10 protein-coding genes and 1 other annotated feature are annotated in these 13,357 nt (G+C 41.5%); of the genes, 7 read left to right on the plus strand and 3 right to left on the minus strand.

The window, feature by feature from the left end; all coding sequences use genetic code 11:
- Positions 1–194 precede the first annotated feature (194 nt).
- The 3 genes from KQI58_RS01370 (at position 195) to KQI58_RS01380 (ending at position 4,166) form a co-directional block, all read left to right on the plus strand.
- The gene (locus KQI58_RS01370; RefSeq protein WP_216405812.1) at positions 195–1,046 is read left to right on the plus strand and encodes a DUF368 domain-containing protein; all 852 of its coding nucleotides are present in this window, start codon (positions 195–197) and stop codon (positions 1,044–1,046) included.
- Positions 1,047–1,363: 317 nt separating this feature from the next.
- Entirely contained in the window at positions 1,364–2,803 is a 1,440-nt protein-coding gene (proS, locus tag KQI58_RS01375) for a proline--tRNA ligase (RefSeq protein ID WP_216405814.1), read from the plus strand.
- A 391-nt stretch (positions 2,804–3,194) separates the two neighbouring features.
- The gene (locus KQI58_RS01380; protein ID WP_216405816.1) at positions 3,195–4,166 is read left to right on the plus strand and encodes a D-2-hydroxyacid dehydrogenase; all 972 of its coding nucleotides are present in this window, start codon (positions 3,195–3,197) and stop codon (positions 4,164–4,166) included.
- 25 nt (positions 4,167–4,191) lie between these two features.
- Here KQI58_RS01380 and KQI58_RS01385 read toward each other — a convergent pair whose 3' ends face one another.
- Positions 4,192–5,133: an aldo/keto reductase gene (locus KQI58_RS01385; protein WP_216405818.1), complete on the minus strand. Its 942-nt coding sequence runs from the start codon at positions 5,131–5,133 to the stop codon at positions 4,192–4,194.
- 240 nt (positions 5,134–5,373) lie between these two features.
- Positions 5,374–5,580 (plus strand) — a binding site (T-box leader).
- A 427-nt stretch (positions 5,581–6,007) separates the two neighbouring features.
- On the opposite strand from KQI58_RS01385, the gene hisS reads away from it, so the two are divergent.
- From hisS to KQI58_RS01405, 4 genes are all read left to right on the plus strand, one after another.
- Positions 6,008–7,306: a histidine--tRNA ligase gene (hisS, locus tag KQI58_RS01390; RefSeq protein WP_216405820.1), complete on the plus strand. Its 1,299-nt coding sequence runs from the start codon at positions 6,008–6,010 to the stop codon at positions 7,304–7,306.
- Between the two features lie 59 nt (positions 7,307–7,365).
- A complete protein-coding gene (gene aspS / locus KQI58_RS01395) occupies positions 7,366–9,138 on the plus strand; it encodes an aspartate--tRNA ligase (protein WP_216405822.1) in 1,773 nt (590 codons plus the stop codon).
- A 155-nt stretch (positions 9,139–9,293) separates the two neighbouring features.
- Positions 9,294–10,172 carry a YitT family protein gene (locus KQI58_RS01400; RefSeq protein ID WP_216405935.1) on the plus strand — a complete coding sequence of 293 codons (879 nt, stop codon included), beginning with the start codon at positions 9,294–9,296 and terminating at the stop codon, positions 10,170–10,172.
- 235 nt (positions 10,173–10,407) lie between these two features.
- On the plus strand, positions 10,408–12,279 hold the full coding sequence (locus KQI58_RS01405) for an acyltransferase family protein (protein ID WP_216405823.1): 1,872 nt from the start codon (positions 10,408–10,410) through the stop codon (positions 12,277–12,279).
- Between the two features lie 31 nt (positions 12,280–12,310).
- On the opposite strand, the gene KQI58_RS01410 is transcribed toward KQI58_RS01405, so the two are convergent.
- A complete protein-coding gene (locus KQI58_RS01410) occupies positions 12,311–12,586 on the minus strand; it encodes a GIY-YIG nuclease family protein (RefSeq protein WP_016181490.1) in 276 nt (91 codons plus the stop codon).
- On the minus strand, positions 12,576–13,310 hold the full coding sequence (locus KQI58_RS01415; RefSeq protein WP_216405937.1) for a tRNA1(Val) (adenine(37)-N6)-methyltransferase: 735 nt from the start codon (positions 13,308–13,310) through the stop codon (positions 12,576–12,578). Before KQI58_RS01415 ends, KQI58_RS01410 begins: the two co-directional genes overlap by 11 nt.
- Positions 13,311–13,357: the final 47 nt, after the last annotated feature.

The following is a 13,357-nucleotide window of genomic DNA, read 5'->3' on the forward strand; positions in this document are numbered from 1 at the left end:
TATAAGTGAAACAGAAAAAACATTTTTTTAAAAGTGATGGTCTTTTTATGATTTATTAGCCAATTATAAGAATTTCATCAAATTCTCAAAAGTTTCTTTAAGTTTTCCCTCGAACTCCCTGAGTTGGTCTTGCGTCAGTTTCTTTTTATCGTTACACTGGCTAAGATATAAAAGAAAGATGAGGATTATTTTTTATGGAAAACGAAAAAGTTACGCAGCCGAATAAAAGCGACTGGTTTTTACGCTTCATCAAAGGGATGTTCATCGGCTCTGGATTTATTTTACCGGGTGTCAGCGGCGGGGCGTTGGCAGCAGTATTTGGTATTTATGAACGAATTATTTCATTTTTAGCCCACATTACTAAGAACTTTAAAGAAAACGTCTTGTTCTTTATTCCCGTAGGATTGGGCGGATTAGCTGGGGTCTTCGTGTTATCCTTTGCCGTCAGCTTCTTACTTGGTGAATTTGAGACGATCATGCTATGGTTCTTCGTTGGCTGTATTATTGGAACAGTTCCAGCGTTATGGAAAGAAGCTGGAAAAAAGGGTCGAGACACTAAGGATTACATTATTATCGCTATCAGTTTTGTGGTTGGCTTCTTATTCTTGTGGAAAGGCTCAAGCTTGTTTGGAACCGTTGATCAAAACTTCTTTACCTGGATGATTGCGGGTGCATTGATTGGATTAGGTCTGATTGTTCCTGGATTGAGCCCGTCAAACTTCTTAGTTTATATGGGGATGTATAAAGCGATGGCCGATGGCTTCAAGACGGTGGATATGGGTGTAATCATCCCGATCGGAATTGGCGGTTTGATCACAGTTTTGAGTTTATCAAAAGTGATGGATTGGGTGTTTAGTCGTTTTTATGCACCGATGTATCATTTTATTTTAGGAATTGTTTTTGCTTCGACCGTTATGATTGTACCGACAGATTATAGTGGAATCGGCATCCTTGGATTCCTTGGCTGCGCGGTTTTATGTATTTTAGGTGCCGCTCTAGGCTGGTGGATGAGCCGTCTGGAAGAACGCTACGTTCCAGAAGATTAGAAAAAAATTTGAAATTAGGGCTTGCAATTTTGATGAGAAGTCTTTAATATGGTGTTAAGCATTTGGAATAGTAATAAATTTTATCGGCAGCAGAGAGTTGATTCACCGTCTGAAAGATCAACACGTCCTCTGGAATTTATGAACCTACCAAAGTTGATTGCTGTGAAAGCAGCACGCGACTCTAGCGTTATTGGAGCTGAAAGTTGGGTCAACAAAGTTTGGCCAAGCAAGGTGGTACCGCGAAATTATCCGTTTCGTCCTTACAATTATGTAGGGATGGAACGGTTTTTTTATTTATATTTTAGGAGGAAGCATGGATGACTAACTTACAAAAAGAAGATTTTTCAAAATGGTATTTACAAACAATTCAAAAAGCGGATTTGATGGATTATTCACCAGTTCGTGGATGTATCGTTTTTAAAGCCGATGGATATGAACTTTGGGAACATATTCAAGAAGACTTTAACAAATGGTTGAGAACACAAGATATTCGTAATGTCTACTTCCCAATGCTGATCCCTAAACATTTCTTAGAAAAAGAAGAAGAACACGTTGAAGGGTTTGCGCCAGAATTGCCATGGTTAACTAGAGTTGGCGATGAAGATTTAGAGGAACCTTATGCATTACGTCCGACTTCAGAAACATTGATCGGTGATGCATTTGCAAATTGGATCAACTCTTATCGTGATTTACCTTATGAAATCAACCAATGGGCGAACGTTTTCCGCTGGGAGAAAAAGACCATGCCGTTCTTACGGACATCTGAATTCTTGTGGCAAGAAGGACATACGGCGCATGAATCTGAAGAAGATGCACGTGAACGTACAATGAGTGCTTTAGAAGCCTATACTCGAATGGTCGAAGATACATTAGCGATCCCAGTTTATCAAGGACAAAAGACACCATCTGAACGTTTTGCAGGAGCTGTAGATACGTATTCGATCGAGGCAATGATGCGTGACGGAAAAGCCGTCCAAGCAGGAACGTCTCATTATCTTGGTCAGAATTTCGCAAAAGCCTTCGATATCAAATTCTTGAATCGCAATAACGAACATGAACATGTGTACACCACTTCTTGGGGATCATCCACACGTCTGATCGGTTCATTGATCATGGTTCACGGGGATGAAAAAGGATTGGTATTACCGCCAAAAGTTGCACCAACCCAAGTTATCTTGATTCCAGTTGGTCCTTGGCAAAAGAACCCTGAAATCTTAGACCGTCTAAAAGAATTAAAGGCGTCATTAGCGGAAAAAGGACTGCGTGTGCGGATTGATACGACTGATAATACACCAGGTTATAAGTTCAACGAATGGGAATTGAAGGGTGCACCTTTACGCGTTGAGTTCGGACCTCGTGACTTAGAAAACAACCAAGCTGTTATCAAAATGCGTGATCTAGATGATAAAGAATCTGTATCATTAGACGGCATTGAAGATTATATTGTAGAACAACTAGATGTGATGCAAAAACGTTTATTCGAAAGTGCGAAGAAACGCTACGAAACAAACGAACACACGGATATTGATACTCTTGATGAGTTAAAAGCCCATATCGAAAAATCAAAAGAAGCCGGCGAAATCCCAGGCTTTGTCTTGATCGGATGGGATGGTACCGAAGAAACAGAAGCCAAGATCAAAGAAGAAACTGGCTTCACGACACGAAACATTCCATTTAACCCGCCTGTTGAAAAAACAGTCGATATCGTTAGTGGAAAACCTGCGAAGCATACCGTTTGGATCGCTCGCGCATACTAATTTGAGGAAGTCCGCAACAGAATCACTTTTTATATAAAATGAGTTTTTGCAATTACTGTTAAATCAATCAGCCACCAGTAAGCAGGACGGTCGGGAATTTGGTTTCCCAAAAAGGTTGATCTGTGCGGTTATATTCTTAGAGCCTGAGGCGATCAAAGACATTTGATCGACTCAGGCTTGTTTTTGCGAGTTCTGCTTTTCGCAGTGTTTTTAAAGAGAAAACTATATAAAGGTTTTGGGGAATAGTTAAATAGAAAGGTTTAGCAGAATCGTATGCGTACGAAGATAAAGTCTTTTTTTGTGGGAGAGTATCAATGTGTCCGAAACCTGTTTGCAGCTAGTTAGAATCAATGCTATTGTTGAATGAAATAATAGACAGAGGAGGCCAATTATGAAAATTGTTGTACTAGATGGCTATGCGTTGAATCCTGGCGATTTAAGCTGGCAAGATTTTGAAGAATTCGGTGAAGTGACTGTTTATGAGCGTACTTCTTTTACGGATAAACGTGAAATTATTGAGCGAATCGGTGATGCGGAAGTGATACTGACAAATAAAACACCGATCGATGAGGAGATTTTGGCAGCTGTTCCTCAATTGAAATACATCGGAGTAGTCGCGACTGGTTACAATGTGGTGGATATTGAAGCAGCTGAAAAGCGGAATATTCCTGTAACGAATATTCCGGCATATGGAACGGATGCGGTGGCGCAATTTACTTTTGCCCTTTTATTAGAGATTGCCAACCAAGTAGGTGTCCATAATGCATCTGTGCATCAGGGAGAATGGCAGCAGAGTGTCGACTTCACGTATCAGAAAACGCCTTTGATGGAGCTTCAAGGCAAGACAATGGGACTAGTAGGTTATGGGGAAATTGCGCAGGCGACAGCGGTAATTGCCCATGCATTTAATATGAAGGTAATTTATTGGAATCACCGTCCAAAAGAGGCGCAAGCTGAATGGGCGCAGCAGGTTTCTATGGAGGAACTGTATCAGCAGTCAGACATCATCAGTCTGCATGTACCGCAAACGGCAGAGACTCAGGAAATGATTAACCAAGAAAGTATCGCGAAGATGAAGGATGGCGTTATTTTGTTGAACACAGCACGCGGCGGACTACTAGACGAAGCAGCGGTTGCTGAGGCTTTAAATGAAGGAAAAATATTTGCGGCAGGTGTCGATGTGGTCTCAAGCGAGCCGATGAAGAAGGACAACCCATTACTGACCGCTAAGAACTGTTTCATCACTTCGCATATTGCGTGGCGGCCACTAGAAACGCGGGAACGACTGATGGCTATTGCGGTGGATAATTTCGCTACTTTTCTAGCTGGGAAAGAGAAAAATGTGGTAAATAACAGAGCATGACGGATAATGTCATGCTCTGTTTCTTCTATTTAAATAGTTGATCTATTTTGTCGTAGTCTTCCGTGGATAATCGCATATCGACCGCTTTGGCATTTGCCTCTACTTGTTCTGGACGTTTTGCGCCAGGGATGACGACATCGATTTGTGGGTGCTTCATATACCAAGCAAGAACCAATTGTGCCACAGTCGCATCGTAGGCTTTAGCGATTGGTTTTAATTGATCTACTTTTTCGATGACTTCAGTGAAGCGTTCGCCGTTGAAGTCAGGTCGTTTGCTTCTTGGGTCGGATTCCTCAAAACGATCTTCTTTTTGATATTTTCCAGTCAAAAGACCGGAAGCTAGAGGGAAGTATGGAACAAAGCTGATTCTCTTTTCTTTTAGATAAGGGAAAAGCTCTTCCTCAAGTTCACGATGAATCAAGCTATAGCGTTCCTCAACAATATCGACATAACCGTCTTGGTTGGCTTCTTTTAATTGTTCTAATGAGAAGTTTGAAACACCAATCGCACGGATTTTTCCTTCTTCTTTCAGCTGATGCAGCGCTGCTACAGCTTCATTTTTTGGTGTTGCTTCATCTGGAAAATGAATGTAAAAAATATCGATATAAGTTGTTTGAAGTCTTTGGAGAGCTTCTTCTACAGATTTTCGCAGAAATTCTGGTGAGTTGTTGAATTGATAATTATTCTCTGGGTCATGTGCGGCCTTTGTAGCAATAATAATGCGTGAGCGGTCAAATTCCGGCTCCTGTAAGACTTCACCAATCAATTCTTCTGAACGACCAAAGCCATAAGCAAAAGCCGTATCTAAGACAGTAATCCCATTATTGATGGCTGTACGGAGTACGTCTTTTCCAGTTTCGTCGTTTAAGTTTGGATGAATATTGTGTCCGCCGACAGCATTTGTTCCTAGACCTAGACCTAGATCACTTGCGTAAACGCGTGATTTTCCGATTCGTACATCTGACATATCGCATTCGCTCCTTTTACTTACCACTGGAGAATTCCAATGGCTTTTCTTCTTCAAGTTTAAGATAAAGTTTTAAAAAAAGCGACTAATCTATTTTATCTCCTACTAAGCTGGGAAGCAGTGTATATTTTTCAGTCTAATAACTATCCTGGGAAAAGCGGGAACTTCTTTTTTATCACTGGAAATCACTTGACTTTCAAGTTTTTTTTTAGTAGCTTAAGAAGAGATAAAAACATCAATGAAACATCTATGAAGGAACCAGTAAATTACAAAAAAACGTACAGAAAAAATTGCCTTGGCTGAAAGCAATTTCGTGAAAAGTAATTGAAGGACAGTCTGGAGATGAGCGCGTGCAAAGCCGCTCCGTTACGCAAGCGTTAATTGCTAGAGAAAAAGAGTAAAGCTCTTTTTAAAAATAGGTGGTACCGCGATATTTTCGCCCTTGTTCAGTTGAACAGGGGTTTTTTTGTCAGTTGTCAGTTCTGCTTTTCGCAGTGTAAAAGATCGATATACGTTCACTATTTTAAATGGAATGATTGATCGTGTTGTTTAGCGGAATGATATGCGTACGAAGATAGGTTCATTTTTCCGCTTTTTGGAAAAATGATTTCCACGATGTTGAGCTAGCTGCCGATCACATGCTTAATATCAAATGGAGAATAATTAGTAGAACAGTCTTATTAACTAATTAAATACATTAATACGAAAAAGGATTTCAGTTCCTCTTTTCCCAGTAATTATAGTTAGGGAAGAGAGTAAAGATCTAACAAAAAATAAGTTGGAGAAGTATAGAGGAATGCCATACGGCTTGAAAATCGAACTTGTTTTTCTGGTAAGAAAAATAAATACATTAATATGAAAAAGGAGATATACCATGAGTTATCAACGACCAAAAGGGACTAATGATATTTTACCGGGAGAAAGTGAAAAATGGCAATTTGTCGAAGAAACAGCCCGATTAGTATTTAATGACTACCAATATCAAGAAATCCGCACCCCTATTTTTGAACACTATGAAGTAATCGCTCGTAGTGTTGGTGATACGACCGATATCGTGTCTAAGGAAATGTATGATTTCTATGACAAAGGGGAGCGTCATGTGACGCTTCGACCAGAAGGAACGGCACCGATCGTGCGTGCATATGTCGAAAATAAATTGTATGGACCAGAATTCAAGAAGCCTTACAAGGTTTATTACACTGGACCGATGTTCCGTTATGAACGTCCGCAAAAAGGTCGTTTGCGTCAATTTCACCAGATCGGCGTAGAAGCCTTTGGCAGTGAAAACCCAAGCTTGGATGTAGAAGTAATGGCGATGGCGATGGATTTCTTCAAGCAACTAGGAATCAATCAATTACGTCTTGTGATCAATACTTTAGGGGACAAGGAAACACGGACAAATTATCGGCAAGCTCTGATCACCTATCTTGAAGCGCATGAGGAAGAGCTGAGCGATGATTCACGCCGGCGTCTGCATGAGAATCCACTGCGCGTGTTGGATAGTAAAGACCGCAAGGATCAGCCAATCGTGGCCGATGCACCAAGTATTTTGGATTATTTGAGTGATTACGCGAAGGAATACTTCGAAGGGGTTACAAAAACCTTAGAGTACTTGAATATTTCCTACGAAATCGATCACCGAATGGTTCGAGGATTGGATTATTACAATCATACGATCTTTGAAATCATGAGCGATGCTCCTGGAATGGGTGCACAAACAACTATTTGCGGCGGCGGACGTTATGATGGTTTGGTGGAAGAACTTGGCGGACCGGAGACTCCAGGGATCGGCTTTGCCATGGGGATTGAACGAATTCTATTAACGTTGGAACAAGAAGACGTAATGATTCCGAGTGCAGCAAGTCTGGACGCGTATGTGGTCGGTCTTGGTGAAGCAACCAATATGGAAAGCTTGAAGGTTGTTCAAGCGATTCGCGGATTTGGTTTTTCTGCTGATCGTGACTTTATGGGACGTAAAGCAAAAGCTCAATTCAAAACGGCCGATAAAGAAGGGGCGAAGCTTGTCCTGACTTTAGGTGAAGATGAATTATCCAATGGTGTAATCAACGTGAAGGATTCTGCAACCCGGGAAGAAAAGGCGTTTCCTTTAACGGATATCTATGAAGATTTTGCGGCGATCTATGATGAAATGACCATGCCGAAGCTTGATTAATCGAAATAAATCTTACCTATCAAAAGGAAGATTACTTAAATAAATGGAGGAATGAAAAAATGGCTAGACGTACAGTCTATTGTGGACGAGTGTCCGAGGAGTATTTGGATCAAAAGGTAACGTTAAAAGGATGGGTACAAAAACGTCGTGATTTAGGCGGCTTGATCTTTATTGATCTACGTGACCGCGAAGGTGTTGTACAAGTGGTCTTCAACCCAGAAGAATCGAAAACTGCTTGGGAAATTGCGGATCAATGCCGTAGTGAATATGTGGTTGAAATCACTGGTACAGTCATTCGTCGGGATGCTGGTGCGGTGAACAAAAAAATGTCAACCGGTGACTTTGAAGTTAAGGGTGAAGAAATCACCATTTTAAATAGTGCGAAAACACCACCATTTTCAATTGAAGATGATCAAAATATTAGTGATGAAGTGCGTTTGAAATATCGTTATATGGATTTACGTCGTCCGAAGATGACACAAAACTTGATGATGCGCCATCGTTTGACGCAATCCGTTCGTCGTTTCTTGGATAACAATGATTTCTTGGATATCGAAACACCATATTTGGCTAAATCTACACCAGAAGGCGCTCGGGACTATTTGGTTCCTTCACGTGTTCATCCAGGGCATTTTTATGCGTTGCCACAATCACCACAAATTTTGAAGCAATTATTGATGACTGCTGGCTTTGATCGCTATTATCAAATCGTTCGTTGCTTCCGTGATGAAGATTTACGTGGGGATCGTCAACCAGAATTTACTCAGGTCGATATTGAAACAAGCTTCTTATCAGCAGAAGAAATTCAAGAATATACAGAAGCGATGATCGCGCAAGTCATGAAAGATGTTCGTGGTGTCGAAGTAACCTTGCCATTCCCACGAATCACTTGGGATGAAGCGATGGAACGTTATGGTTCTGACAAGCCAGATACCCGTTTTGATATGGAATTGATCGATGTGACCGACATCGCGTCTGCTACAGATTTTAAAGTCTTCCGTATGGCTTCAGATAACGGTGGTGTCGTTAAAGCGTTAAATGCTAAAGGAGCAGCGGATAAATACTCTCGTAAAGAATTGGATCGCTTAGGTCAATTCGTTGGTCAATTCGGCGCTAAAGGCTTGGCTTGGATCAAGGTAGATGAGAACGGCGAATTAACTGGGCCGATCGCGAAATTCATGGGCGGTGTCAGTGATGAGTTGAAGAAAGCAACAAATGCCGAAGCAGGCGATGTCTTGATGTTTGCGGCAGATCAATTCTTAACAGCCGTAACAGCTTTAGGTGCTGTTCGTTCAAAAGTTGGGAAAGAATTAGGCTTGATCGATGAAGACCGTTTCGATTATCTATGGGTAGTTGATTGGCCACAATTTGAGTTTGATCAAGAATTAGGTCGCTACGTTTCTGCTCACCATCCATTCACCATGCCGATGGAAAAGGATATTCCAAACTTGAAGGATCATCCAGAGAAGGTCTATGCACAAGCCTATGATATCGTCTTAAACGGCTATGAATTGGGCGGTGGCTCACTACGTATTAATACCCGTGAACTGCAAGAGCAAGTCTTTGAAACATTAGGCTTCACCCGTGAAAGTGCCAATGAACAATTCGGTTTCCTATTAGAAGCGTTAGATTATGGCTTCCCTCCAATCGGCGGGATCGCGCTTGGCTTGGATCGTTTCGCGATGTTGTTAGCTAACGAAGACAACATTCGTGAAGTCATTGCCTTTCCTAAGAATGGGAAAGCAGCAGAGCCAATGTCTGATGCACCAAGCACAGTGTCACCATTGCAGCTTTACGAACTAAGCATCGATGTCACGAAAATTGAAGAGTAAAGTAGCCGGCATTAATTTGCTGCTTTTCTAAAGTTTTTACCTGAACTCTAAGAATATACTAAGAGAAGCGCCTACCTCTGTGGTAGGTGCTTTCTTTTTTTCATGAAAATACGTATAATGTGATTGAAATTTTGAAATGAGGCGGACAGAACATGATGAAAAAGAAGATAGAGGAGTGGCCCCATCACGATTATGCCACCCGATTATCTGTCGCAGTTGTTTATGCATTTTTGGCGGCGATTGCCGTAAACTTTTTTTACCAGCCAGGACATATTTATTCCAGCGGAGCCACCGGCTTTGCCCAGATTTTAACGACGTTGTCGGATCGGGTTGTCGGTTTTACCGTTCCCGTATCGATCACCTTATTTTTGATCAATGTACCGTTATTTTTCTTGGCATGGTTCAAGATTGGTCATAAGTTTACGATTTTTACCTTCATCACTGTTTTTTTAACATCGTTCTTCATTCATATCATACCCCAGACGACATTGACGAAGGACCCCATCATTTGCGCGATTTTTGGCGGGGCTATCATGGGTGTTGGGATCGGCTTTGCCTTAAAAAATGGCTTGTCATCTGGCGGTTTGGATATTTTGAGTATCGTGATTCGCAAGCGCACAGGGTCTTCGGTTGGATCAATCTCGATCATTTTCAATGTGATGATCATGCTGATGGCGGGGATTTTATTTAGTTGGCAATACATGTTTTATTCCGCTTTAGCTATTTTTATGAGTGGTAAGTTGACCGATGCACTCTACACGAAGCAGCGGAAGATGCAGGTGATGATCGTTACCAAATGTCCAGAACGCGTGATTAATGCCATTCAGGACCAGATGCGTCGCGGAATCACCATCATTAATGAAGCAGAAGGTGCGTATAAGCATGATAAGCAAACCGTTCTGTTTACCGTAGTTACCCGCTTTGAGTTGCCATTACTAGAATCAATCATGCGGGAAAATGATCCCGATGCGTTCGTTAGTATCTCGGAAAACGTACGGATTATGGGGCGCTTTTACGAAGAATCAATGGATTAAGCTGGGACAAAACCCAGCTTTTTTTTATTCTGTTTTGCAATTTGCTGAGTTTGTGAGGGAAATGAATTTGACTAAGCAGGTTGATTCAAGGCATTTTAAGCCAATTATTTCAAGGAAAAAACTCAAATATTTAGGAAATACTTTTTTTATTGAGAAATTGTTGCAGTTTACGGAAATTATACGTATAGTTAATTTGATATTCTGATATTTTAAAGTAAAGTTGGAAAGTAAACTTATGGGAAAAAGACTAAAGCATAGTCGCTATATTACCGGGTTTGACGGGATTCGCTCGTTAGCGGTAATCGGCGTAATTTTATATCATTTGATGCCTACGCAAATGCGAGGTGGGTACTTAGGGGTTCCTGTTTTTTTTGTGGTCTCAGGTTATTTGATCACGGATCTACTGCTGCAGGAATGGAAGCAAACCGGTCGTATCGATATCAAGCAGTTTTATTATCGACGGATGAAGCGTCTATATCCGGCGCTAGTCACGATGCTTGTGGGAGCTTCGGCGTACATAACATTGTTTCAGCGAAATCTTTTGAATAATTTGCGAGGCAACGTCATCAGCAGCTTGTTCTACGTGAACAACTGGTGGCAGATCAATCATGGGATGTCCTATTTTGATCGATTTTCTGGTGAATCGCCATTTACGCATATTTGGTCGCTGGCAGTGGAAACACAGAATTATATTTTTTGGCCTATCATTTTTGTTTTATTGATGAAGCTGGTGAAGAATAAGGGAAAAGTTTTTCTTGGAATAGTCGCGGCCGCATTAGTTTCCGCTATTTTAATGGCTGTGCTGTACGTTCCGGGACAAGATCCTACGCGGGTATATTATGGAACGGACACGCGCTTGTTCTCTATCTTACTAGGAGGCGCGTTGGCTTTTATTTGGCCAAGTACACGATTGAAGCCGCAGATTCCATCTCAGGCTAAGCGAATACTGAATGGAATTGGGTTAGGCTCGTTGTTGCTCCTTGTTCTGGCCTTCTTATTCATGCGGGATGATTTATCCTTTATCTATTATGGCGGCATGTTCTTGGTGAGTTTTGTGAGCGTCATATTAGTTGCTATTACGGCCCATCCAGGTGCTAGCTGGAACCGTTGGTTGACGAATCCGGTCTTTGACTGGATCGGTAAACGGAGTTATGGAATCTATTTGTATCAATATCCAGTAATGATTTTCTATGAAGCAAAGGTTAATGTAGCGAATCATACCTTTCTTCATACGATTATGGAAGTCATTTTAATTCTTTTTGTCACTGAACTTTCTTATCGATATATCGAAAATCCGCTGCGCCGGTTTAATTACCGTAAGACGTTTGCCTCACTAAAACAATCTTTTTGGGCACCAATCAAAAGTCGCAGGAAAATCGGATTTATTTTTTCTAGCTTAATCACTGTAATCGCGGTGGTGGGTGTGATTATCGCGCCAACCAATAAAGTCGATGCCAATCAACAGGCGTTACAGAAGCAAATCGAACAAAACAAGCAGGCTTCCAAGAAAACAGACGGGCAGACGGCTGCAAGCGATTCTAATGGAGCTGCAGAATCTACAGATAGTTCTGAAGCACCAACCAGTTTAGCGGATAAATATGGTCTAAGTAATCGTGAGATAACGAAGGCGAAGAATTTGAAGGTGACGGCTTTTGGAGATTCTGTTTTATTAGCAGGTTCCAAAGGACTGACAGAGATATTTCCTAAAATGGTCGTTGATGGTGAAGTCGGACGGCAATTGAAGGATAGTCCGCCACTGTTGAAAGCCTTGAAGGATAAGGGCGAGCTAAATGATACGATCCTCTTGAGTTTAGGAACAAATGGCCCTTTCAATCTCGATGACTTTGCTCAAATCATGAATGTTCTAGGAGACAAGCATCAAGTCTTTATCATCAATACTCATGTGCCGACTCGCCGTTGGCAGAATGATGTGAATGCAAATCTAGAGGCCGCAGCCAAGGATTACAAGAATGTTCACTTGATTGACTGGTACAATTTCAGTAAGGATCATCAGGATTGGTTCTATGATGACCAGGTTCACCCGAATGATGGTGGATCAATCCATTACTGCCAGTTAATCGCAAAAGAAATATTAAAAGGCGAGTAACCTAAGAAAGAAAAAACGTTTTGTGAGTCACTCACAAAACGTTTTTTGCTTGATGCTCCCGCAAGTACTTTTCTTTTTGCCTGCGGGGCAATTTTTTAAAAGCTGATTCCGCTTTAGTGGCCTCGCTACGAGTTTCAAAGCGTTCGGCGTGAATCATCTTGACTGGTCGGCGACTTTGAGGATGGGTATATTTTGCACCAGTCCCTGTATTATGCTCTAACAGGCGTCGGGACAGGTCTGTTGTATAACCGCCGTAAAAACTTTGGTCATTGCACAGTAACACATAAAAAAATTGATCAGTTGCCATAAAGCATCTCCTGTAAGTCGGCAGAGTAGCTGCCCGTTTGGTCATAGGTATATAATGGTGGAAGAAAACGCAGACCTTCGTTTTTGCCGTCTTTGATTCCTTCGATTAGTAAAGTATTGGCTTCTTTTCCCGGTTTTGGGTAAACGAATTGGATTCGCTTCGGTGCAATCCGATGTGAACGAAGACAGTCCATGATTTCTAAAAAACGATCCGGTCGATGCACCATTGCGAAGCGGCCGTTCATTTTTAGTAATTTTGCGGAGACACTGACGACATCCTCTAAAGTCGCATGAATCTCATGACGAGCAATCGCTAAATGCGGGTTGGGATTTTTTTGACTTGTTGGCAATTCCTTGAAATAGGGCGGATTGCAGACGACTAAATCGGCAGAATCAGCTTTAAAAACGTCAAATGTCTTTTTTAAGTCCAGCTCGTGCATCGTCATTTGGTTTTCTAGCTGATTTAAAAGAATACTGCGTTTGCCCATGTCAGCAAGACGAGGTTGAAGCTCGATCTGGTCAATCAGGGCAGTGGTTTTTCGACTTAAAAAAAGTCCAATCGCGCCATTTCCTGCACAAAGATCAATGATTTTTCCGCGTTTTGGCACACGAGCAAAGTTCGCTAATAGAACGGCATCGATGGAAAATGAGAAAACTTCCGAGCTTTGAATGATTTGGATATCTTCAGCATAAAGCTGGTCAATTCGTTCGCCATTTCTTAACAATTTCATTTGCCCCCTTAAAAAAATCATACCGTTGTATTATACTACGT

It is taken from the genome of Enterococcus raffinosus, assembly GCF_018917525.1.
GTDB lineage: Bacteria > Bacillota > Bacilli > Lactobacillales > Enterococcaceae > Enterococcus_A > Enterococcus_A raffinosus_A.